Here is a 22477-nt window from a genome sequence, read left to right as displayed (position 1 = left end):
AGGGAGCATATGGCGGAACAACAGAAGTCGTATGAGCGTGTGCTTACCTATTTGGAGGATGCCCTGCGGGACGGGAAGCTTACCCTGGGCCAATCCCTGCCCCCCGAGCGGGATCTGGCGGAGAAGCTGGGGATCAGCCGCAACTCCGTGCGGGAGGCCATCCGGCTGCTGGAGCATATGGGCTTTTTGGTGAGCAGCCAGGGTGCGGGCAATTTCATCAGCTGCAACATCCAGCGGAACCTGAAGGATTCCTTTGATATGCTCATCCTGCTCCAGCAGATCGACTACCACCAGCTGGCGGAGCTGCGGGCGGGGCTGGAGCTTCAGGCGGCGCTACTGGCGGCTGACCGGATCACCAGCACCCAGGTGGATCGGCTGGACAGCCTGGTGCGGCAGATGGTGGCCTGCCCGGCCGAACTGGGGGCCCAGCTGGACAAGCAGCTCCACGATGAGATCGCCGCCATTTCGGGCAACCAGCTCATCATCCAGATCCTCCGGGCCCTGTCCTCCACCATCGACCGGTTTATCAGCGATATGCGCCGGCAGATCCTGCAGAATCCGCGCACGGGCAGTCAGCTCCAGTACGCCCACGAGCAGATGGTGGACGCGCTGCGCCGGCGGGACAAGACCCATCTGATGCTGGCGGTGAACCACCATTTCAATGTGGTCAACAGCAATATGCCGGCCACGGAATAAGTAGAAAAGACCCTCCTCTGCGCCCTTCTGTCCGGCCCGATCCGGACATAGAATGGCACAAAGGAGGGTTTTCTTATGCTTAAGGGAAAGATCTTACTGTTCCGGAAAAAGCCGCTGACGGTGCTGGCCTGCGTCCTGGCGGCGGCCCTGATCTTCTATGTGGTCAATTACCCCTATGCCGCCACCGTCGCGGCCACCCAGCGGCAGCTGCCCATCTACTGCGTCCAGCGGGATCAGAAAATGGTGGCCATCTCCTTTGATGCCGCCTGGGGTGATGTGAGATTGCGGCGCCCGGAACCTTAGCGTTCCGGGCGCCGCTTCTTTTGTATGCTTTAGCGAAATGAGAACCCCCAGCTCTGCTGGGGAGAGTAAAAAAGCTTTAGCTCCAAGCGTCGAGCGAAGCGAGAAAAAATCAACAACTTTACTATTGTCAGGAAGTTGATCTTAGATAAACAGCGCCCGTTTACGGGCTGTGGGGCAAGTGATGCGAGTGGCAGATTTTTCAGTGCCTCTTGAGAGGCTTGCCGGTACGATGCCCTTCTAGGGCTTACACAAGCCCCCGGCTTAGCCGGGGGTCATGACTGTGCTGAAGATTTCAGCTGGTTATCCAAAGAGGCGATACCAGTCGAACATATGCCCATTTGCGGCAACATTCGTATTGAGGGGCATCGTGGAGGGAACCGCGTTCTCAAATGCGGTGTAGGCGCTTTTGATTGCTCCGTCCGGCGTTTTGAAATCGATGGCATAGGGGCTGACGGTCATGGTTGTATACGCCCCGTCCGGATACTGGAATTCAGTATATCGGATCAAGCATGTGTAGCGATTTTGCTCAGGCTCGTAGTAATAGCCGTATACGGTATATGGATGGCTGTTGACCGTGTCAGGGGTGAGATAGTTTTCGCTATAATAGACGGCATCAGACCCGAAGAAGAAAAAATCCATCTCCGTGTCCGAATAATCGGGGGAGCCTTCATAAAATGTCAGGCCGCTCAGAGTTGCCTCTCCAGCGGCTTTTTGACCGCCGGTATGCAGGAACATATCCTCCAAATAGATGGACGGAACCTCCTGTTCAGACGCGCTGCCGTTTTCATAGGTCGTGGTATACGACTCCGTCCCGTTCACATAGCCGAAGCAGGTCACGGAGTCGCCCTCCAGAACAGGGACGTCGGTGTAGGCCATCACCGAGAAATAGATGTCCTTCCATGCATAATCATCTTTCACCAGAAATTCCGTAAAGCTCCCGTCCCGGCTGCACCACTCGACGGTCCCTGTCACACAGATCTCACGGGCACTGTCCGCATAGCTGAAAATATTCCGGCACAGGTCGTCGTACAGTTCTCCGTCGCTGGAAACAGCGTGCTCATTGACAAAATTCAGTCCGTAGCGATAGACGTTAAACCGGTATTCCATCCGCTCCTCTGGCATATCGCTGCGCATGAAATAGGGCATATTTTCCTCGCCGGACATCAAAAGCTCCTGCCGTTCATCGGCGGTCATGGTGTTGGGATCCACGGTCACCGGCGCGTCCTCGCTTCCGGTCGGGTCGGAAGGCGTGTTGGGATCCTCAACGGGCGTGCCGTCCTGTGAAATCACATCGCCAGTCATGGTTTCAGAATGATCCGGAGGCAGCGGGCCGGTATTTTGGGCGGCATCTTTCCCCCCGCAGGCCGGCAGCACGGCCAACAGAATCAAAACCATCATACAGCAGACTGCTCGCTTCAGTTTCATTTGATTGATTCCTTTCTCTATCAGACACATTACGTTATTTCCAGAAGAGCCACCAGTTGGTCCATTTGCTGGACTTGGCGATCTGCTTGTTCAGCTTTGCCATCCGCTCGTTCTGCTGGACGATCTGCTGCGCGGCCGCATTGTTTTTGGCCATCTCATCGAGCTGTTTCTTTTGCAGATTCATGAGCTCGTTCATTTTGGCCTCGGACTCCAAAAGATTGAACGCCTCTTTGAGAGTATCCGCTCTTCTGGTATCAAAGTAATCAATGATAATCGCCAGAGACGCCGGATCAGAGTATTTGGCCGGAAATGCTCCGGGGATCACGTCGGTGTATTCTTTGGATTCCTGATAGCGCTTCAATGCTTGAACTGCCTCATCATAGGCCTGCTTGATCCCGGGGATCTGGGGCGCGATCTCTGTGGTGAATTCCTTTTTTGCGGACCGCTGTCCGGAAATACATAATGCGGCAACGATGACAAACGGTACAACGAGGACCAGGATACTGCTGGTGTTAAGCAGAAGTGCTGCAATGCCACCTATGACGCAGGCGGCAAAAAACGATATCAGCAGCGTTCCGACCAAGCTGAACTTTCCCGCCTCGTACTTCTTTTCAACCCATTCCATCTTTTCTCCGGCGGCGATCTGTGCATCGACCAGCGCATTCTCTTTTTCTTTGACCGCTTTTACCTGCTGGATGATTTCCCGGTCTGTCATATGATGTCTCTCCTTCGTCTGTTACGATTAAATCAAATCTTCCAATTCCTGAATCATTTTCCGTCTCAATTATACCCTGTGAGTTCTCTGTTTTCAACCCTGCAAGTTTATTTATAAATATAACTCTCAAGGGTAAACTGAAGAAAAACGGGGGAGGGTATCGCATGGAATGGGCAGAGATTGGCGGCAGAATTCGCAGGCAGCGGGAATATCTGGGCTATACCAGAGAACAGTTTGCCGAGCTGCTGGAGGTCACGCCCAAGTTTTGCTCCGATATTGAGCTCGGAGCCAAAGGAATGTCTGTTCCCACCCTCTGCAAAATCGCTCACATTTTGCGGTTATCCACGGACCATATTTTATTTGGAACATCGGAGCATAACAGTTCTGAGCCTCTGGAGCTTCTGCTGAAGAGTTGTTCCACGGTAGAACGCGGTTACGCCGAACAGCTTCTGAAGACCTTTCTTCTGGCCATGAACAGCAAAAAAGATTCGCCCAAGTGACGGGCGAATCTTTTTTGCTATATCACCGCTCAGCGCACCATACTGAGATATTTATAGATCGTAGTACGGCTCACATCGCAGACACGGGCAAATTCGCTGATATTGAGCTGGCCGGACTGGTAGGACGGATAATGCCGGTAGAAGATGGCCGGGATGGTGTCGGGGGTGAGCCGGGGCCTGCCGATCCATTTGCCCTTCGCCTTCGCGTTTGCCATGCCTGAGCGCACACGGGCCCGGATCATGGCCAGCTCCAACTGGCCGAATACCCCTGCCATCTGGAGAAACGCCTCCGTCATAGGGTCCGCATGGCCTTTCCGGCAATCCATCGTAATACTGCCTACGATAATCAGACAGAGGGACTTGTCTTTTATCAAGTCAATGATCTCACAGAGCTGTTTTGTGCTCCGGGCCAGACGGGAGACCTCCAGCGTGATAATGGTATCCCCCTCCTGTGCCAGCTCAAACATACGCTGCTGGACCTGCTTGACAGCACTGTCTCCGTGCTCGTACTCCAGGTAGACCTTCTCCGCCCCGGCAGCTTTCAGCTCCCGCACCTGGCGGTCAATGTCCTGCCTGCTCTCATTTGTGCTGCATCGGGCATATCCGAAGTTCGTGTTTACCACCTCCAGGAGTGTCCAGGAAAACAGTTGTTAGACTGAACATCCGAAATCGATCTGCCAGCGCCCCAAAAGGGCGTATTTCTCGCCTGATTTCGTCCAGAAAATTCCGCCGGCCCTTTTGCGGACCGGGACCCGGCATCAAAGCACCCCGCAATACAGGAATTCTTCCAGATCTTCCGGAGAAAACCCTTCTGCCGCCAGCATATCGATTTCCTCTGGAGCATAGCCGAAGGCATAGGCCACCGATTTCAGCTCGTCCAAATAGCCGGGGGCAGCCTTCGCAGGGCGTGACTCCCACGGAGCGCGGAAACGCCGCCAATGTGGATCGAACCAGGCTGAGAGCAGCTTGGAGCTGTCGAATTGGCCCCTTGTGAGCTGACCCGCAGCGGTGATCCGTAAGATATCCCCGCATCGTGTTGCGATCTCGGTGGCCTCCCCCAGCCGGAATCGCAAGCGTCCAATCGCCCGCCGCAGAATCTCCTCAGTTGAAGCGTAGAGGAAAAGACCCCTGTTTGGGAAGTGATACAGACACATGGGATTGTCGCCCTTGACAAGGTAAAGATCATCCGCTCCGCTGAGGACGGTAAAGGTAAACGAGCCCTCCAGCTGTTCCGCCATACGGCGCAGGCTCTCAAAGCTCAGCGTATGGGCCTGCTCCAGCAGCTGTACCCCGATATAGCTGTCCGTCTCGATTTTTGCTGCAGGCAGTCCCAGTTTCCTGCGCAGCAGCTTATCGTTCCGAATCACGCCGTTGTGAGCCAGGGCGAACATCCCATCGGATACGGTTCCCCGGAACGGGTGGTTATTGTAGTTTCTTTGCTCACTTCCCTGGGTCGTCAGCCGCGTATGGCCCATAATGGTCCACACATCTGCGGGGACATGGAAGCGCATCTGATGGGCCGGAAGGGGGCGCTTGTAGATACAGAGCTTGCCATGACTGTGGTAAGCGATTCCCGTGGCATCTGTCCCTCTGGCCTCACAGGAGACGGATAAGACCGTGAGTATGTGGTTTCTCTGCTTTTGGGTCAGAGAGTGGCCGTAGTCGATGACTCCAAACAAGCAGCACATTACAGCTCCTCCTCTCCGGAAACGGGGTCATTGACATAGAGCCGCCGCTCCTTCAGGTACTGCACCAGCTCCGGTGCCTGGCAACCAGAGACAAAACTGGTCCAGGACAGAGCTTTCAACTCGTCGTCGGACAAATAAATTGCCACATCACAGACTCGGTCAACGAGCTGCAATGTGGCGAGCAGTGTGTTGTATTTCAGTGTCCCGCGAAACATACGGAATTCAATCGTATCGCTATTTTTGAGGTTCACGCAGGAATATCGGCCCCCTCCGTACCCTTTCTTCGCGTGGTCCAGAATGTCCATAGGATGATCTTTCAGACCATAGCGGGCAGCCCAGCGTTCCAACTGGCGCGGAGTACGCCGACTGAATTTCAGCAGTTCCTCCCAGTGTTTCTCAAAGAAGTACAGGACCCGGGCAATGCCGGCCTCTTGCTCCCGGTGAGTAGAGCCGAAGGCTGCCCGGCTCACATGGACGTGAAGGCCGCATGTTCCGCACTGGTGACTCCGATAGCCCATTGTGACCGCCTCGCGCATGACTGCCTCCCAGGGCATCTCCTTCTGATGGAATTCCAGAGTCATGGGGTGCGTAACAATTTCAAAGCCTTCGTCCAAAGAGCCGTCATGCTTGCAGTAAATCAACTCTTTCCTGGCATTCGCCAGGGACAAAATCGTTTTGGCGTTTCCAGAGGATTCTCCGGCTCCGTCGATCTCCAGCTCCACACCAAAATACCGGCGCCCGTTCCCGTAAAAAATTGGCTCCGGCTTGTAGGAGTAGTCTTGTATGGCGCTCTGCCGGACGTTTCTGGCATAGCAGTCATAGCACAAGGGCTCCTCGTCATCCTCATCGTCTCTGGAGTAATAGGCGCTGTCATTGTGGAGTAAAGCTCCGCAGCGGATACAGTTGGTGTATTCCCGCTCGTAACACCGCTGGCAGAGCGGAGTGCCATCGCTGCCGGCATTTTCGTCCGCCCAGATACGGGCTCCACAAACCGAGCAGAGCAGGGTTTCCTGCTGGAAGCAGTCAGAGCACAGCTCCTGGTCGCCAAAAATTTGCCGCTGGCCGCTGGAATATGTGCGGCCGCAGATCTCGCAAGTAAAAACTTCGTCTCTCATGGTTCGTTTTCCTCCTGTTTCACAAAATAGTCGATGGCCGCGCACAGCAGCGCCGCCGCAGCCGCCAGGAGGACTCCGAGGAACTTCTCCCGGAACTCCTGGCGCTGGTCCATGGTCACCCCATGGTGGCGTAAACCCGCTGAAACAGCTGATTTACCAGCTCCACAATGACAGCGCGAATCACAGATAAAAGCGCTTTCAGCATGGCATCCTACCTCCTTTTCCTATAAAATCAAAAATACCGGGAACCGCAGATGAGGCGCAGGCCTCAGCGGTTCCCGGTATTCTATGGAAATGATATTTGTTTGAGGGGGACAGAAAAACCAAACAGGGTGCTAAATAATCAATGGGAGGCTTTTTACCATGCGAGAGGAAGCGTATCTGGACTGGAGGGAAAATGAACTGCTGGAGCGGCTGCCCGTGGTATTGACAGCGCAGGAGGCCATGGACGTTTTAGGCGTGGGAAAAAACACCATCTACCGTCTGCTGGACTCTGGAAAGCTGAGAGGATTTCGGGTCGGGCGAAGCTGGAGGATTACAAAAGATGCGATCTTGGAGTTGACCGGATTATGAGCGTTCTGGACAGATGGGCAGATCAAAGCAGTAAAATAAGAGCGAAGAAGCGGTATAGGGTGATTCCGATACCGCTTCTTCGGCAAAGTTCAAATTTAATCTGTCCATCTGCCCAAAATGAAAATCTCGCGAGAGTATCAGATGAGCAAATAGATTAGGTCTGGGAAATCTTTTGTAAACATTTTCCTTTCATCTTCTGTTGGATCTCGGCCTTCATCCTCGTGCTCAGAATACCACAATTTGTTTCTTAATAGATACAAAAAGATGACATACGGAGGTATTGTATCATATCTCTGTAAATGCTCTATTTGGAATTGCTCGATAAGCGCGAGCAATTCTTGCTTACAGGGGTCAAGATTACGGCGAAATGGACCTTCACTTTTTCCCGCAGTATGGATAGGAAGATCTTTGGTAATAAGCGACAAAAGGCCCGTTAAATCCTCAAAGGCATCCATCGTCATAGTTACATTGCACACATCCTGCAGATGATAGGTTAATGTGCTAAACAACAGAATTTTCCCAAATATCCTGCGAATTTGGCCCTGTTTCTGCTCATTCTGCAATGAATTCAAAGTGAGCTTTGAATATTCACAACGCCAATTTTTAAGATTAAATAATTTTTTTGCTCGATTCAGGAGAGGATCTTTTCCGCCGTGTGGTAAGGTATAGTCTTGCCATGCATTCGTTTTTAGGTCAACAAACAATTTGGCAGTGCCTTGCAGAGATACCTCGTCAATGGGGTAGCCATCGGCATCGAATTGTGCTTCCCCCTGTTTTTTGCGATTCAAAAAATAGCTGTAAATCAAGATTGGAAGCATCGCTGCGACCAACGGATTATCCTTAGGAAGCATGGTATCTAATTCAATAGAAATCATGGCTAGATCGGTGTTAACAGCACTGGGGAGGCTAAATTGACGTTGATATTTCTGCTGTGCCTTCGTGTTTTTTGTACCTGACCCGCTTTGTATTTTGCAAGCGTAAAGAGGTTCTAGCCATGATTTCAGATCTCCAAACCATGCAGGCCTACGGTTTTCCACGCCGTAGGCCTCTTCACAATCAATGGTGGAATCTTCATGGAGAAGACTTCTCCAATAACGGCCAATTTGGTCCACTGCCTGATGATACAAAGCGGCAGACGTAAAGGAGTTATTTTCTGATTTCTCAGAAATTGGAAACACCTCCAAATTCATTTTTGTGAATCAGACCTCGCCCGGCAGACTCTGGTATGATATTTCTGGCAGGAGGCCCTGCCAGAAAGGAGAAAATCAAGATGAAAAACGTAAACACCATGGACTACCAGACGAGGGAGATCATTGACGCAATTAACGCCGGACAGCCAGACGTTTATGCCGTCATGCGGAACCCTAATACCCACCAGCTGTGCCTCATTTATATGCGCCGCTACCTGCCGCTAGCGCGCTTCGAAATGAGCTTACAGCGGGATGACGGCGAAGTTTTTGAGGCAAATGCAGACACAATGGGGTGGAAGCTGGGCCTGAGTACCGATCCGGACAAGCCGGCAAGTGCTCGCCTTGTTCTCCTGGATCAGCAGGATACAGCCGTTTTGTCCTCCGTTTGCGACTGTTTTTCAGGACAACTCTGGCTCATTGCAGAGGGACGCCTCAGTTGCCATCCAGCCACTATGCATGGCGTCTTTGATTGGGAGGAGTCCAGTACAGTCGGGTCATTGCAGATAGAAAGATCGCCACTTTTCGCCGAACATTGGAGACTGTCTGCCCAATGCCTGCGGCCAGCCTGGCATCAGGAGACGATAAATGAAGCTCAAATTTGATTCTATAGCTTCCGAATTTTGGAGCGAAGACGATTTTGATTGCTCGGAAGAGTCCCGGTCTGTAGCGCCCGCTCTGGTATTTCCGCAGTCGTCCTGGAACGATCAGGACGACTGCGGTTTGGACCGCAGTGCTGTCCGGGACATGCAAATGAGTCTTGCGCTGCGATGCCCTGAGGAACTGCTGGATGTATCCGCATTAAAAATCACACGGAGGATCTCTGAGCCCTGCCAATTTGACCGGAAGTGGCCAGAGAAGCCATTTCCGACAGGCATCTGTGGGATACAAAAGCCGGATATCAGTGTTGGACTAGGGAAACGTCAGGTGAGCCGGGACCTGGTCCGTCTGGAGCAGTTCCTGCTCCAGACGCTGATATTGATGTACTACCAGGATAGTCTGTGCCAGTTCGATGGGATATGTTGGAGAAAATTGTGTGACCATCAGGCGGCAGTACTGTTTAAGGCAACGCTGCAAGAGGCTGACCTTGCAGATAGCCTGACAAACAGTGATTATCGGAAGTTAATAAAAATGGTGAGTGAGAGTCCTGAAATTCAGCAGGAGGAAGAGATCGAACCGCCTCCCTACACAATCAATTTTCTCGATGGTACGCTTGACCTGGGAACGGGCGTGCTGTATCGGCATAACCCAGACGATGGTTTTTTCCGTGTGGTAAGATTCTCTTATCAACAAATTCGGAACAGTCCGGAGCAAGGAATCGCTTTCGAGTCATTTATCCGGCAGGTCAGCAACGGCGACCCGGAGATCCGCCAACAAATTCTGGAATTGATTGCTCTAGTCCTTTCAGAAGCCAATCTGAAACGCTTCTATGTGCTGCTGGGGCCTAGTAACACAGGAAAGTCTCAAATCGGCAAATTTCTGGAGAAGCTGGTCGGAGAGGAAAATGTAGTCTCTGTCCGAGGAATGCACGATTTTTCCGATCAGTGGACTACCGGCAGTATGCAGGGGAAGCGCCTGGCTTCCTGTCTGGACTTGCCGGACAAGCCCCTTCCCAAGGACGCAGCCGGGATTATCAAGCAGATGGTGGGCGATGATACTGTTAAGATCGAGGAAAAATATAAGTCCCCCGGTCTCATGCGAAAAAAGCCCATCCTGTTTTTTGCAGGAAACTATCCGCTTCATGGAAATGCGCTGGACGAAGCACTTCTGAACCGTATGGTGATTATCCCCTTTACAAATCCCTGCCCAGTTGAAAAAATGAAACAGGAACTGTTTCGGGATTTTTTTGCAGAAGCCCCTTACATTATAAGACAATCTATCTGTGCGTTTCAAGCACTGATGGACAGAAACTTCCAGGTCACATGTGTTCAGGTTCCTGAAGAATACGCGCCTCAGATTGGGAGTGACAAGACATTGCTTCTGGGGGAATTTGTGGATCACTGCTGTGAGCTTCAGAGCGAGTGTGAGACTGAGACAGGCGATCTTTTCTGCGCCTTCTGCCACTTCTTATTCTTGAAAGGGCGCCCGCCGATGTCAGAAATTGATTTTTCAGGCAGCTCAACGACTGGATCCGCAGGGAACATCTTTCGGTCAGACCTGTAAAGCGGGTGAACGGATGCGGTTCCAGAGGGTACCAGGGCATTCGGGTCTTACCAGAGTACCAGACGCGCCCGCATCAGGTATGTTAGTCACCCCGACCACATATTATTTTTACAGAATATGGAAAAATCGAGGTGATTTCATGACCATCGAAACGACAAAATCTGCTACTCGTTCATCTTGGCAGGTGACCCGTCACTTTGACGGCAATAAAGGCCCGGAGTCCCTGCTGAGAGCGCTGATCCAGGCCCACAAACCGTAACTATACATCATGCCACATGAGAGGAGGTGGGACGGTCATGGAGAGGTGGAACACGGCGGGCTATCTGCGCCTGTCCCGGGAGGACGGCGACAAGGCGGAGAGCGACAGCATCGCCAACCAGCGCAAGCTGCTGGAGCAGTACATCGAGGCCCACCCGGAGCTGCATCTGGTGGACTTTTACCAGGATGACGGCTACACCGGCACCAACTTTGACCGGCCCGCCTTCCGGAGAATGGAGGGGGACATCGAAGCAGGGAAGATCAACTGTGTTCTGGTCAAGGACCTGTCCCGGTTCGGCCGCGACTACATCGAGATGGGCCGCTACCTGGAGCGGGTCTTCCCTGCCCAAGGTGTGCGGTTTATCGCCGTCAATGACCACGTGGACAGCCAGCAGGGGCGCTATGATATGCTCTTGCCCATGAAAAATATCTTCAACACCCAGTATGCCAGGGACATTTCGGACAAGGTCCGCTCCGCCATTCATACCAAGCAGCAGAGGGGAGAGTTTATCGGGGCTTTCCCCAGTTACGGCTACCAAAAAGACCCGGCCAATCATAACCATTTGGTCGTTGATCCCGCCGCAGCCCAGGTGGTGCGGCGGATTTTTGATCTCTTTGAGCAGGGGTGGGGTAAGGTCAGGATTGCCAAACAGCTCAACGCCGAAGGCATCCCCAGCCCCAGCGAGTACAAGCGGATCCTGGGGGAGCGCTACCACAACGGCCGAAAAATGGACCGGACCACCTATTGGACCTATGCCACCATCCACCGTATCCTGCAAAATCAGATGTATGCGGGGAATATGGAACAGGGCCGGAATTTCCGCCCCACCATGCATGGGAAGGCTGTTCAGCTGGACCGCTCGGCCTGGACCGTGATCCCGGACACCCACGAGGCCATCATTGGGGCGGAACAGTGGGAGCGGGTCCAGACCCTGCTCCACAGACGGACCCGGCAGCTGGACTTCGAGCAGAACCGGAGCCCCTTCGCCGGGTTCCTCCGCTGCGGAGACTGCGGGCGGGCCATGGTAAAGACCAGGAGCGCAGGCGGAATTTACTATAGCTGCGGTTCCTATAAACGGTACGGACCCACAGTATGTACCAAACACAGCATCTCCCATGCGGTTCTGGAACAAATCGTTTTGAATGACCTGAACCAAATCATTGCGTCGGTACAAGACCTGCAGGCATTGGCGGAAGAGGCGGAGCGGCAGCCCACCAAGGGGCGAGCGGGGGAACGGGAGCGTCTGGAGGGGGGATTGGAGCGACTCTACCGACTGAAGAAATCCGCCTATGAGGATTACCGGGACGGACTGATCCGCAAGGAGGATTTCCAGCGATATCAGGCGGACTATGAGCGGCAGGAGCGGGAGCTATCCGCCCAGCTTCAGCAGCTGGAAGCGCCGCAGGAGGAGGCCGTGCTGCTCCATCCGTGGGTCCAGTCCCTGCTCCGGCATGGAAAGCTGACCAGTCTGGACCGCGTCACAGTGGCGGAAACGGTAAGGAAGATTTTGATTTTTGAAGATGGGCACATCGAGATTACTTATACTTTTTCCAATGAGCTTGGACTCTTGACCGGATAGAGGGCGTTCTGCGCAGCAGGTGCGGAACGCCCTCTGATTTTGACATATGATGTAAAATTCGACTTGTTTTTTGCATTAAATTACGCTATAATTCTATTGAATTTTACAGCGGAGGTGTGATGATGTACCGAAAAATGACCCACTATCTTCTGGAATGGAAAAAGAGTCCCTACCGCCGTCCGCTGATTTTACAGGGGGCCCGGCAGGTGGGCAAAACCTATGCCCTTCTGGAGTTTGGAAAGGCTCACTACGAGAATGTGGCCTACTTCAATTTTGAGACCAACCCCAGTTTGGCCGGCGCCTTTGACGAAAGCCTGGAGCCCGCCTATCTGATCCCCCTGCTCTCCCGTCTGGCGGGACAGAGCATCGTGACGGAAAAGACACTGGTGATTTTCGACGAAGTGCAGCTGTGCGAGCGGGCCCTAACCAGCCTGAAATATTTTTGTGAGCTGGCTCCCGCCTACCATGTAATTGCCTGCGGCAGTCTGCTGGGGGTGGCGGTCAACCGGCAGAAATTCTCCTTCCCGGTGGGAAAGGTGGACATGAAGACCCTGTATCCCATGGACCTGGAGGAATTCCTGCTGGCCTGCGGGGAAGAGGAGCTGGTGGGACAGATTCGGGACTGCTTTGCCCGCGATACCCCCATGCCTGCGGTGCTCCACGAGGCGGCGCTGAATTACTACCGGCAGTACCTGCTGGTGGGCGGTATGCCCGACTGTGTCAGCAAGTTTATTGAGACCCGGGACTATGTTCTGGTCCGGCATATTCAAGATACCCTTCTGTCCGCCTATCTCAACGACATGAGCAAGTATAACAAGGAGAACGAGACCAAGAAGACCCGGCTGGTCTACGATAATATCACGGTCCAGCTCTCCAAAAAGAACACGCGCTTCCAGTACAAGCTGGTGAAGAAGGGCGGGCGGGCCTCGGAGTTTGAAAACGCCATCGAATGGCTGGTCCTCTCCGGGATCGTCAAGCGTATCTACCGGGTGGAGCAGGTCAAAAAGCCGCTGGAGAACTACCGGGATATTGATGCCTTCAAGACCTATGTTTCCGATGTGGGCCTGCTGTGCGCCAAAAAAGAAATTGTACCGGAGGATATCCTGTACCCCACCCATGAGCTGGACGACTTCAAGGGCGGCATGACGGAGAACTATGTGTGTACCCAGCTCACCGCCAGCGGCTATACCAGCTACTACTGGACGGCGGACCGGGGCGGGTATGAGATCGACTTTTTGATTCAAAGGGAAGGGGCTATCCTCCCCATTGAAGTAAAGGCCGGGGAACACACCAAGGCCAAGAGCCTGGAGGTCTACCAAAAGACGTTTCGGCCGGAGCAGTCCCTTCGGCTTTCCACCAAAAATTTTGGCCAGGAGAATGGGCTGAGATCGGTCCCTCTCTACGCCTGCTTCTGCATCTGAGCCAATAGCGGCCCCTGGAGCCCTAGAGCCCCAAGGGCCGCTATGTTACATCACCCTGGGGCAATGAGGATACCCAGGAGCTGATCGACATCATGGACCGCTATGATGTAACGGCCACCTTTTTTGTGGTGGGCTCCTGGGTGGACAAATATCCCGAGTCGGTGAAGGCCCTGGCCGACGCGGGGCATGAGGTGATGAACCACTCCGATTCCCACGCCCACATGTCCCAGCTGAGCACCGAGGAGATCGTGGCGGATCTGAACGCCTGCAGCGACAAGATCGAGGCGGTCACCGGCGTCCGGCCCACTTTGGTCCGGCCGCCCTACGGGGAGTATGACGACCATGTGATCTCCGCCATCCGCTCCATGGGCCTGGAGCCCATCCAGTGGGACGTGGACAGCCTGGACTGGAAGGAACTGCCCGCCTCGGAAATCACCCAGCGGGTGGTGAGCAAGGTACAGCCCGGCTCCATCGTGCTGTTCCACAACGCGGCCCTCCACACCCCGGAGGCCCTGCCCGGCATCATTGAGACCCTGCTCCAGGAGGGCTACACCTTCGTGCCCATCTCCCGGATTATCCTGCCCGGGACCTATAATACCGATTACGTTATCGACCATACCGGACGGCAATGTCCCTGTTAAATATTCAAATAAAAGGCTGCTGTCCCAGCATACAGATGCTGGGACAGCAGCCTTTTATTGATGTGCGTATAAATATATATTCGCATGAACTGCTGATTTTATGCATTTTTATTCTTGACGTTTTTGGACGGCGGTGCTATCATTCTTAAATAATATTCGACATATACGGATATTATTCACTCCAGACCGGAAGGAAAGAGAATGGTGATCAGCATGAAGCAACACAAGTCCGTTGGGAAGGTGCTGTCTCTGGTGATGGCATGCGCCCTCCTGCTGTCCCTGTGCGTGTTCCCGGCGTCTGCCGCCGAGCCCACCGCACCTGCCGCCCAGTTCGTCAACACCAGTGACGACGGCGGCGACAATATGATCTCCCTCACCAGCGAGCGGACCTTCAAGGCCAGCATCCCGGTGAATATGACCGAGGCGGAGGCCAAGGCCGCCGCTGAGAAGGCAGTCTGGTCTTTGGTCCGCGACCCTGACCAGGAATATGTGGATGAGGCCCTGTTCCCCAACCAGTCCCAGGGCGGTCCCCTGAGCGGCTGGGTGTGCGCGGATGGGGATACCCCCTTCTTCAGCAACATCGTGTCCGGGGCTGAGACCGTGGACGGCCAGGTCTATCTGACCGTCACCTTTGAGAACTGCGGCTACTTCGGCGACGACCTCAGCGCCCCCCACGTCAACGGCGGCTACTACCTGGACGTGTGCGGCTGGTTCGACCTGTCTGCCGCCGTGGACGGGAAGACCGTGGGTTCCGTGGGCCTGAAGGTGGCCCCCTATGACAACTTCCACACCATGTCCGAGATCTATGCCCAGATCGACGAGATCGTGTCCTACGCTGAGAAGAACACCGACCTCTATGTGGAGAAGTTCTCCATGGGCAAGAGCCAGGGCGACAACGGCATGGAGAGCCTGGATATGCCCTACCTGATCGTGGCCAAGAGCAAGGCTGCGGTGGACAAGTGGCAGCAGATCAAGGCCCAGGCCGAGAGCGATCCCACCGCCCTGATCCAGAAGATCGAGAACGGCACCCTGGGGGACTACCAGGTGCCCGTGCTCTACTCCAACGTCCACGCCAATGAGGTGGCCGCCGCCGACGGCGTGCTGACCTTTGCCTGGATGCTGGTAAAGACCGCTGCCTCCGAGAGCGGCACCATCGACTACGACAAGCTCACCGGCTTCACCGCCGAGGGCGAGGCCGAACTGGCCGCCCAGATGGGCCCCGTGGGTGAGGAGGGTTCTCTGGCCATCCCCGACCTGGTGGCCGACACCGCCACCTATCTGGGCTACATCAAGGGTGAGAACGCCGACGGCACCACCGCCAGCAACTCCACCGTGGTGGACCTGGAGAAGTACTACACCGTGGAGACCGAGACGGTAAATGTGGACGACCTGCTGGACGACGTGTTCTTCATCATCGTTCCCGAGGAGAATGTGGAGGGCCGCACCTATGTGACCCGGACCTCCTCCGGCGGCTTCGATCTGAACCGGGACAACTCCTTCCAGACCCAGGCCGAGACCCAGAACATGACCCAGCTCATCGCCGCCTGGAACCCCGTCAGCTTCACCGAGTTCCACGGCCGGGTGTCCGCCTTCCAGTGTGAGCCCTGCGATCCCCCTCACGAGCCCAACTTTGAGTACGACCTGCTGGCCGAGCACCTGATGACCGGCGGCGAGGCTCTGGGCATTGCCGCCGTAGCCAACAACGACGGCCACAACAGCTATGTGATCCCCCAGCGTGACTATCTGACCTACACCGGCGAGAAGACCGCCGACGGAGACAACCAGACCCAGTGGCTGGACCCCTGGGACGACATGTCCACCAGCTACACCCCCCAGTACGCCATGCTCCACGGCACCGTGTCCTACACCGTTGAGGTGCCCGCCTACGACGACTACATGGTGCAGGGCGTGGCCTATGGTCAGCTGGGCCAGAGCGTGTACATCGCCGCCAACAAGGACAGCTATCTGCTGGACCAGGCCAAGATCTTTGAGCGGGGCGTGACCAACGCCAACTCCGATGCCTACGACCTGGTGGGCCAGTGGTTCTGCGACCAGTACGATGTGGAGGGCGCCGAGGCCGACCTGTTCCGTCCTGAGTACGACGGCGAGGGCCAGAACGGCAACTTCTACCCCGAGTGCTACATCATCCCCATGGACGGCGCCAACCAGTCCAACCTGCAGGCCGCCGCCGACATGATGGAGTACCTGACCCGCAACGGCGTCAAGGTCAACATCACCGGGAAGGCCTTTACCTATGACGGGGTGGAGTACCCCGCCGGCACCCTGATCGTATCCATGTACCAGGCCAAGCGGAGCGTGGCCAACGGCGTGCTGTATGACGGCACCGTCATCACCGAGTGGCCCGTCCTCTACTCTGAGGGCATCACCGCCTTCAACGAGACCCGTGGCTTCGACATGGTGGTGTGCGCCGAGCCCGCCGCCTACAAGACCATCGCCGCCGTCTGCGGCGACGCCATGAACTATGAGGACGCCCAGACCTACATCGCCAGCCTGGATTCCTCCTTCACCGGCGTGAAGAACGCTCAGGTCATCCTGATGAACAGCTCCGAGGACTCCACCGCCGCCGTCAATGCCCTGCTGAAGGCGGGCAAGGCGGTATCCGTCATCACCCAGGGCCAGTACAAGGGCAGCTTCCTGTGCTCCTACGCCGACTGGCAGAGCGTGGCCGATGACTATCTGATCACCGGCATCGGTGTGGAGAGCGCCCCTGCCGCCCAGACCCTCACCAAGGCCCCTGTGGTGTACATCTCCGGCAAGCCCGGCGACAATGACGAGGGCTTTGTCAAGACCACTCTGGTCAGCGGCTCCTACGAGTACAACTACGACCGCCAGGCCATGGAGCTGCTTGGCTTCACCGTCACCGACGACGCCTCCAAGGCCGACGTGATCATCGGCGCTGCCGGGCTGGATGACCAGGCTCTGGCCGCCGTGAAGAGCGGCACCCCCTACATCGGCTATGGCTATGACGCCATGCAGTCCGCCACCGGCCTCTTTGCCGACGGTCAGCTGGTATATGAGACCGTCAGCCGCAATGCCATGGACGCTCTGGCCCATGTGACCTACCCCACCAGCAGCATGGTCACCGCCAGCTATGCGGCGGAGGGCGATGACATCCTCTACGGCTACGGCGCCGGCTACTTCGCCGCCATCCCCGATGGCGCCAAGGTGCTGGTACAGCTGGACAGCTCCAAGGAGCTGCTGGAGGGCTTCCTGCCCAGCACCGGCGAGCACTACAGCGACTTCCTGAACGATTCCATCCAGGCCATCTCCTATGAGGGCAAGGGCGCCGACGGCGCCGACCTGGACGTGGTCCTCTTCGCCAACACCCTGACCAACAAGGTCCACCAGCGGGATGAGTTCAATTTCATCTCCAACTTCGCCTTTGACAGCGTGATGACCGGCACCGGCTACTCCGATGTGGCGGTTGACGCCTGGTATGCCGGCGATGTCATGGCCGTGACCCAGCAGGGCCTGATGAAGGGCGTCAGCGGCACTGCCTTCGCCCCCGATGTCACCACCACCCGGGGCATGATGGCCACCATTCTGTACCGCATGGCCGGTGAGCCCGACGCCGCCGTCTCCGCTCCCTTCACCGATGTGGCCGACACCTCCTACTGTGCCGCCGCTGTGGATTGGGCCTATGAGAAGAGCGTGGTGTCCGGTGTGGGCAACAGCACCTTTGCTCCCGACAACACCCTCACCCGGGAGCAGGCGGTGACCATGCTGTACCGCTACGCACAGCTCCAGGGCCTGGATGTGACCGCTACCGGCGACCTGTCGGCCTACTCCGACGGCAGCTCTGTGTCCGCCTTCGCTCAGGACGCCGTGACCTGGGCCGTGTCCAACGGCCTGCTGAAGGGCAATGCCGGAGCGCTGAATCCTCAGGGCTCCGCCTCCCGTGCCGAGCTGGCCGCTCTGGTTGTGCGGGCCAGCGCCCTCTTTGCCGCTGATGCGGAATAAGACTTCCCTGAGAAAGGGCCGGGGCAGCAAACGAAGCTGCCCCGGCCCTTTTTCACGGTGATTCTTAAAAATGCCATGACTGCGGCTTACCTCTGTACCTCAGCAGACTGCCGCAGATTCCCGGAAGAGGGTGGGCGGCGCGCCCCGGAGCGGACCATGGATGATTGAGCTGTCAGTTTCCGCCCAACTGAGGCTCCGCCGCCTGAAGACTTCGGTTTCCTGCGCTGAGAGACAGTGGAAGCAGTGGGTGTAGGAAAGGAATTTGTCATATGGAATAGGTGTCCATGTGCAGCGGTGAATATTGCTTCTGGTAACGGCGGCGGTACTCTGCCGGGGTCAGATTGTAATTCAACTCAAATACTTTATAAAACTGGCTGATGTTGCTGTAGCCCACCTCCTGAATGATCTCGTTGATGCTGTGATCTGAGGCGATCAGCAGCTTCTGCGCATGGGCCAGACGGAGCAAGGTGATATACGCTTTGAAGGAAATGCGCATCTCTTCTTTAAACAGGTGCCGGAAGTAGGACTCGTTCAACTGCAGGTGTTCGGCCACCTGGCGGAGGGTCAGGGGACTTGTGTAGTGATCGTTGATGTACTCCCGGGCCGCCGCGATCTTGGGATGTTCGCTGGCACTGCCTCCATCACTCCTCTCCACACCGCTTCTGGCCCGGGAGAGGGTCAGCAGGATCTGCCGCAGCAGGATATCCAGTTCCATCTGGTAAAAGGAGCCCCGGCGGGAATATACTTGATAAGCCTCCTGAATCAGCTCTCCCAGGCGGGCGGCGGCAGGATCATCCGCCGGGATCTGGTTCTGGAACAGCAGCGGATTATAGTCCAGAAAGTGCAGGTACTGGGAATCCACAGACTGCCCGCCGGGATCAGAGATAATGGAGGGGAGGAAAATGAGGAAGAGGTATTGGGTCTCCTCCCCTGAATCAGAAACAGCCACGTGATTCTCGTAGTTGTTGGAAATAAAAATATCTCCGGGGTGAACCGTGTAGACCTTATTCAGATAGACAAATTTCCCCTGGCCGCCGGTGCACAGGCCGATCTCATGGTAGAGGTGCCAGTGCATCCGGTCCCGGTTTCCTGCCACATTATAATGGAACAGATGGATGGGGAAAACGGGATCAAATTCATATTCCCAGTTAAAACCTCGCATTTGAAACCTCCCGTGTGCAGGATACCAGCCGGAAATGATAAATTCTGCGGCGAAACACTCCGAGAAACGCCTGGAAAATAGTAGGATTGTCTAATAAAATGGGTAAAAACATGATTTTCATTATAACACCACACAAAGAAAAATCCAAGAGACCAGCCACTTTTGTTAGAAACAATACCGGAAATGAGATTGATTCTATCGAAAGCGGATTGTAGTATATAAATAAAAGAGATGGGCATAAGGTTGCGATATCTTGGTAATATGCACATCTCAAAATTAAAATCTAGAGAAGGAAGTGGATGGAATGAAAAAGCTGCTTGCAATTCTCCTGTCCTGCGCAATGGTCATTGGCCTTGTGGCCGGCTGCTCCAGCGGAGACCAGAATCCCGATTCCTCCAGCCCGAATCCCTCCTCCAGCGCACCTGCCGGTGAGAACACGGAGGGAAAGACCTACAAGGTGGGCTTCTCCAACGTGTGGGTAGGCAACACCTGGGGCGTCCAGTGCGTCAACGAGCTGGAGGCCTTCCTGAAGAACAACGATCAGGTGTCCGAGTACTACATCTACAACGCCGACAACGACGTGAACAAGCAGATCTCCGATATCGAGGATCTGATTGCCAAGGGCGTGGATATGCTGATCCTGCAGCCCATCTCCGCCGAATCCGTGGCTGCGGTGGTGGAAGAGGCCTATGACGCCGGCATCGTGGTGGTGGACTGCACCTCCCCGCTGTCCGATGTCACCGACAAGTACAGCGTGTCCGTGGTAGCCAAGGACTATGACTTTGGCTACGTGGGCGCCAAGTGGCTGTGCGAGGAGCTGGGCGGCGAGGGCAACATCGTCTGCCTGGACGGCATGGCCGGCCTGTCCAGCGCCGTCCTCCGCATGGAGGGCGCCATGGACGCCTTTGCCGAGTATCCCGGCATCAAGGTCCTGGCCTCCGAGTACGCCGACTGGGACTATGCCACCGCCAAGCCCGTCATGGAGAACCTGCTGGCCGCCTATGACGACATCGACGGCATCTGGTCCTCCGGCGGCGACATGACCCGCGCGGCCATCGAGGTTTGGGCCGACTCCGGCCGGGACTGGATCCCCATGATGGGTGAGGACTGCAACGGCTTTTTGAAGCTGTGGAGCCAGTACAAGGATGAGGGCCTGTCCTGCATCGCCACCTCTCTGCCCACCTGGCTGTTCGCCTACGGCGCCGAGCTGGGCCTGGAGATCCTGAACGGCACCTACGAGGGCGAGAAGGACATCGTGGTGGAGATTCCCACCATCACCAACGATGAGGTGGACGACTATGTCCGGCCCGACCTGTCCGACAGCTTCTGGTGCGGCACTCACATGAGTGAGGAGGACATCCAGACCCTGTACGGCAACGGCAACGACGGTTCTCAGGGCCTCAGCGGCGAAGGCGTGGCCAACGACCACTAAGAAAAATACCGGAAGAGGGTGGCGAAGTTCGTCACCCTCTTCTGAATCAGGCAAGCTCCGAACCGGCGCGTGATCCCCGTCAGGCGCGTTCACGCGCCGGTTCCTTATGACCCGCAGCGGGAGGATGAAAGGCGTGCAGAATCATTATCTGGAATTCCGCCATATCACCAAGCGGTTCCCCGGCGTTGTAGCTCTGGACGATGTGTCCATGGAGGTGCGCCAGGGGGAGATCCACGCTCTGGTGGGCGAAAACGGTGCAGGAAAAAGCACCCTGATGAATATTTTAGGTGGAAATCTCCAGCCGGAAGAGGGCGAGATCTATCTGGACGGCAAGGCGGTGCGGGTGACCAGCCCCATCGAGGCCTTCCGGATGGGAATCGGCTTTGTCCACCAGGAATCCAACCTGCTGGACAATCTGGCTGTTTATGAGAACATCTTCCTGGGCCGGGAACGGGTGACCAGGCTGGGCCGGACGGACAAAAAGCGGATGTGTCAGGAGATCCTGGCGTGCAGCCGCAGCCTGGGCTATCAGCTGCAGCCGGAGCGGCGGGTGTCGGATCTGAACCTGGCCGAGCGGCAGAGCGTGGAGATCACCCGTGCCCTGCTGGGCGAGCCGAAGATCCTCATTCTGGACGAGCCGACCGCCGCCCTGGACGAGGACGAGGTGGCCCGTCTGTTCCGCAACGTGCGGAACCTGAAGAAGCAGGGCGTGTCCATTTTGTACATCTCCCACCGTCTGGACGAGATCATGGAGCTGGCCGACCGGGTGACCGTGCTGAAGGACGGCAAGCTGGTGGGCACCCTGGACCGGGACCAGCTGAACAAGGACCGGATGGTCAAGATGATGGTGGGCCGGGTCATTGAGGACATCTATCCCGACCGGAGCGATCCCCCCCTGGGGGAGGAGCTGCTGAAGGTGGAGGATCTGACCATTCCCGGCAAGGCGGACCACGTCAGCTTCACCGTCCGGGCGGGTGAGATCGTGGGCCTGGGCGGCCTGGAGGGCCAGGGCCAGCGGGCCGTGGTGCGGGCCATCTTCGGCGACCAGCGGATCAGCCAGGGCCAGGTCCTGGTGGAGGGGAAGCCCCTGAAGGGGAGCATCGCCCGGCGGATCCAGAGCGGCGTGGCCTATGTGACCCACGACCGGAGAGGCGAGGGCCTGGTGCTCACCCAGTCCATCCGGAAAAACGGCGCTCTGGCCTCCCTCCGGCGGCTGTCCACCCCAGTGGGATGGATGCGGGAGAAGCAGGAGAAGGAGGAAGTGGGCAAGCTGGCGGACGCCTTCCAGATCAAGGCCTCCTCCCTGGAGGATCTGGTGTCCCACCTCTCCGGCGGCAACCAGCAGAAGGTCATGCTGACCCGCTGGCTGATGACACGGCCCAAGGTGCTCATCATCGACGAGCCCACCAAGGGCATTGACATCGGCGCCCGCATGTCCATTTATCAGATCATGGATCAGCTGACCCGCTCCGGCATCGGCATCGTGATGCTCACCAGCGACATGGTGGAGCTCATCGGCCTGTCGGACCGCACCCTGGTGCTCTACGAGGGGCGGATCGTCCGGGAGCTGAGCCGGGCCGAGATCACGGAGGAAAAGGTCATGAAGGCCGCCAGCGGGATGACGGAGGAGTGATGAG

18 protein-coding genes and 1 pseudogene are annotated in these 22477 nt (G+C 56.2%); 12 read left to right on the top strand and 7 right to left on the bottom strand.

Translation table 11 applies throughout. From position 1 onward, the window contains the following. Positions 1–9 precede the first annotated feature (9 nt). Both E0E41_RS09700 and E0E41_RS09695 read left to right on the top strand, forming a co-directional pair. The gene (locus E0E41_RS09700) at positions 10–696 is read left to right on the top strand and encodes a FadR/GntR family transcriptional regulator (RefSeq protein ID WP_130869750.1); all 687 of its coding nucleotides are present in this window, start codon (positions 10–12) and stop codon (positions 694–696) included. 75 nt (positions 697–771) lie between these two features. Next, on the top strand, positions 772–999 hold the full coding sequence (locus tag E0E41_RS09695; RefSeq protein WP_130869749.1) for a hypothetical protein: 228 nt from the start codon (positions 772–774) through the stop codon (positions 997–999). Positions 1000–1299: 300 nt separating this feature from the next. Here the strand turns inward: E0E41_RS09695 and E0E41_RS09690 are convergent, their stop codons facing one another. Further along, positions 1300–2394 (bottom strand): hypothetical protein, encoded by a 1095-nt coding sequence (locus E0E41_RS09690; protein ID WP_165450535.1) that lies wholly within the window; start codon positions 2392–2394, stop codon positions 1300–1302. A 64-nt stretch (positions 2395–2458) separates the two neighbouring features. After that, the gene (locus E0E41_RS09685) at positions 2459–3139 is read right to left on the bottom strand and encodes a hypothetical protein (protein WP_130869747.1); all 681 of its coding nucleotides are present in this window, start codon (positions 3137–3139) and stop codon (positions 2459–2461) included. 164 nt (positions 3140–3303) lie between these two features. On the opposite strand from E0E41_RS09685, the gene E0E41_RS09680 reads away from it, so the two are divergent. Further along, positions 3304–3639, top strand: coding sequence for a helix-turn-helix domain-containing protein (locus E0E41_RS09680; RefSeq protein ID WP_130869746.1), 336 nt, complete (start codon positions 3304–3306; stop codon positions 3637–3639). Positions 3640–3668: 29 nt separating this feature from the next. On the opposite strand, the gene E0E41_RS09675 is transcribed toward E0E41_RS09680, so the two are convergent. From E0E41_RS09675 to E0E41_RS09665, 3 genes are all read right to left on the bottom strand, one after another. Further along, positions 3669–4262 carry a recombinase family protein gene (locus tag E0E41_RS09675; RefSeq protein ID WP_130869745.1) on the bottom strand — a complete coding sequence of 198 codons (594 nt, stop codon included), beginning with the start codon at positions 4260–4262 and terminating at the stop codon, positions 3669–3671. A gap of 135 nt (positions 4263–4397) precedes the next feature. Continuing rightward, positions 4398–5327 carry a class II glutamine amidotransferase gene (locus E0E41_RS09670; RefSeq protein ID WP_130869744.1) on the bottom strand — a complete coding sequence of 310 codons (930 nt, stop codon included), beginning with the start codon at positions 5325–5327 and terminating at the stop codon, positions 4398–4400. Next, positions 5327–6442 carry an amidoligase family protein gene (locus E0E41_RS09665; protein WP_130869743.1) on the bottom strand — a complete coding sequence of 372 codons (1116 nt, stop codon included), beginning with the start codon at positions 6440–6442 and terminating at the stop codon, positions 5327–5329. Before E0E41_RS09665 ends, E0E41_RS09670 begins: the two co-directional genes overlap by 1 nt. 363 nt (positions 6443–6805) lie before the next feature. Here E0E41_RS09665 and E0E41_RS09660 point away from each other — a divergent pair, with 363 nt between their 5' ends. After that, a complete protein-coding gene (locus E0E41_RS09660) occupies positions 6806–7015 on the top strand; it encodes a helix-turn-helix domain-containing protein (protein ID WP_130869742.1) in 210 nt (69 codons plus the stop codon). A 137-nt stretch (positions 7016–7152) separates the two neighbouring features. On the opposite strand, the gene E0E41_RS09655 is transcribed toward E0E41_RS09660, so the two are convergent. Further along, on the bottom strand, positions 7153–8205 hold the full coding sequence (locus tag E0E41_RS09655) for a hypothetical protein (RefSeq protein ID WP_130869741.1): 1053 nt from the start codon (positions 8203–8205) through the stop codon (positions 7153–7155). An 80-nt stretch (positions 8206–8285) separates the two neighbouring features. On the opposite strand from E0E41_RS09655, the gene E0E41_RS09650 reads away from it, so the two are divergent. The 6 genes and pseudogenes from E0E41_RS09650 to E0E41_RS09625 all read left to right on the top strand — a co-directional run bounded on the left by E0E41_RS09650 (position 8286) and on the right by E0E41_RS09625 (position 18246). Beyond that, positions 8286–8807, top strand: coding sequence for a hypothetical protein (locus E0E41_RS09650; RefSeq protein WP_130869740.1), 522 nt, complete (start codon positions 8286–8288; stop codon positions 8805–8807). Beyond that, positions 8791–10365: a DUF5906 domain-containing protein gene (locus E0E41_RS09645; protein WP_130869739.1), complete on the top strand. Its 1575-nt coding sequence runs from the start codon at positions 8791–8793 to the stop codon at positions 10363–10365. The genes E0E41_RS09650 and E0E41_RS09645 overlap by 17 nt, the downstream gene beginning before the upstream one ends. 296 nt (positions 10366–10661) lie before the next feature. After that, positions 10662–12203 (top strand): recombinase family protein, encoded by a 1542-nt coding sequence (locus E0E41_RS09640; RefSeq protein ID WP_130869738.1) that lies wholly within the window; start codon positions 10662–10664, stop codon positions 12201–12203. 119 nt (positions 12204–12322) lie between these two features. Then, entirely contained in the window at positions 12323–13624 is a 1302-nt protein-coding gene (locus E0E41_RS09635; RefSeq protein ID WP_242623750.1) for an ATP-binding protein, read from the top strand. A 74-nt stretch (positions 13625–13698) separates the two neighbouring features. Then, a pseudogene (locus E0E41_RS09630) lies at positions 13699–14265 on the top strand (polysaccharide deacetylase family protein); the annotation flags it as partial. 213 nt (positions 14266–14478) lie between these two features. Beyond that, positions 14479–18246: a M14 family metallopeptidase gene (locus tag E0E41_RS09625; protein WP_130869737.1), complete on the top strand. Its 3768-nt coding sequence runs from the start codon at positions 14479–14481 to the stop codon at positions 18244–18246. Positions 18247–18511: 265 nt separating this feature from the next. Here the strand turns inward: E0E41_RS09625 and E0E41_RS09620 are convergent, their stop codons facing one another. Continuing rightward, positions 18512–19408 carry an AraC family transcriptional regulator gene (locus E0E41_RS09620; protein WP_130869736.1) on the bottom strand — a complete coding sequence of 299 codons (897 nt, stop codon included), beginning with the start codon at positions 19406–19408 and terminating at the stop codon, positions 18512–18514. Positions 19409–19712: 304 nt separating this feature from the next. On the opposite strand from E0E41_RS09620, the gene E0E41_RS09615 reads away from it, so the two are divergent. Both E0E41_RS09615 and E0E41_RS09610 read left to right on the top strand, forming a co-directional pair. Continuing rightward, a complete protein-coding gene (locus tag E0E41_RS09615; protein WP_130869735.1) occupies positions 19713–20840 on the top strand; it encodes an ABC transporter substrate-binding protein in 1128 nt (375 codons plus the stop codon). 133 nt (positions 20841–20973) lie between these two features. Then, positions 20974–22473: a sugar ABC transporter ATP-binding protein gene (locus E0E41_RS09610; RefSeq protein WP_242623748.1), complete on the top strand. Its 1500-nt coding sequence runs from the start codon at positions 20974–20976 to the stop codon at positions 22471–22473. Positions 22474–22477: the final 4 nt, after the last annotated feature.

It is taken from the genome of Intestinimonas massiliensis (ex Afouda et al. 2020), from assembly GCF_900626285.1.
In the GTDB taxonomy this organism is placed as follows: Bacteria; Bacillota; Clostridia; order Oscillospirales; family Oscillospiraceae; genus Flavonifractor; species Flavonifractor massiliensis_A.
The sequence above is the reverse complement of the archived record's forward strand: the minus strand, read 5'-3'. Positions and strand labels throughout refer to the sequence as shown.

What these genes read in the sequence shown, in the direction of transcription:
- E0E41_RS09620 (WP_130869736.1), bottom strand. Translation starts at nt 19,408, where the DNA reads ATGCGAGGTTTTAACTGGGAATATGAATTTGATCCCGTTTTCCCCATC.
- E0E41_RS09695 (WP_130869749.1), top strand. Translation starts at nt 772, where the DNA reads ATGCTTAAGGGAAAGATCTTACTGTTCCGGAAAAAGCCGCTGACGGTG.
- E0E41_RS09685 (WP_130869747.1), bottom strand. Translation starts at nt 3,139, where the DNA reads ATGACAGACCGGGAAATCATCCAGCAGGTAAAAGCGGTCAAAGAAAAA.
- E0E41_RS09665 (WP_130869743.1), bottom strand. Translation starts at nt 6,442, where the DNA reads ATGAGAGACGAAGTTTTTACTTGCGAGATCTGCGGCCGCACATATTCC.
- E0E41_RS09680 (WP_130869746.1), top strand. Translation starts at nt 3,304, where the DNA reads ATGGAATGGGCAGAGATTGGCGGCAGAATTCGCAGGCAGCGGGAATAT.
- E0E41_RS09640 (WP_130869738.1), top strand. Translation starts at nt 10,662, where the DNA reads ATGGAGAGGTGGAACACGGCGGGCTATCTGCGCCTGTCCCGGGAGGAC.
- E0E41_RS09615 (WP_130869735.1), top strand. Translation starts at nt 19,713, where the DNA reads ATGAAAAAGCTGCTTGCAATTCTCCTGTCCTGCGCAATGGTCATTGGC.
- E0E41_RS09660 (WP_130869742.1), top strand. Translation starts at nt 6,806, where the DNA reads ATGCGAGAGGAAGCGTATCTGGACTGGAGGGAAAATGAACTGCTGGAG.
- E0E41_RS09655 (WP_130869741.1), bottom strand. Translation starts at nt 8,205, where the DNA reads ATGAATTTGGAGGTGTTTCCAATTTCTGAGAAATCAGAAAATAACTCC.
- E0E41_RS09635 (WP_242623750.1), top strand. Translation starts at nt 12,323, where the DNA reads ATGATGTACCGAAAAATGACCCACTATCTTCTGGAATGGAAAAAGAGT.
- E0E41_RS09690 (WP_165450535.1), bottom strand. Translation starts at nt 2,394, where the DNA reads ATGGTTTTGATTCTGTTGGCCGTGCTGCCGGCCTGCGGGGGGAAAGAT.
- E0E41_RS09700 (WP_130869750.1), top strand. Translation starts at nt 10, where the DNA reads ATGGCGGAACAACAGAAGTCGTATGAGCGTGTGCTTACCTATTTGGAG.
- E0E41_RS09625 (WP_130869737.1), top strand. Translation starts at nt 14,479, where the DNA reads ATGAAGCAACACAAGTCCGTTGGGAAGGTGCTGTCTCTGGTGATGGCA.
- E0E41_RS09670 (WP_130869744.1), bottom strand. Translation starts at nt 5,327, where the DNA reads ATGTGCTGCTTGTTTGGAGTCATCGACTACGGCCACTCTCTGACCCAA.
- E0E41_RS09645 (WP_130869739.1), top strand. Translation starts at nt 8,791, where the DNA reads ATGAAGCTCAAATTTGATTCTATAGCTTCCGAATTTTGGAGCGAAGAC.
- E0E41_RS09650 (WP_130869740.1), top strand. Translation starts at nt 8,286, where the DNA reads ATGAAAAACGTAAACACCATGGACTACCAGACGAGGGAGATCATTGAC.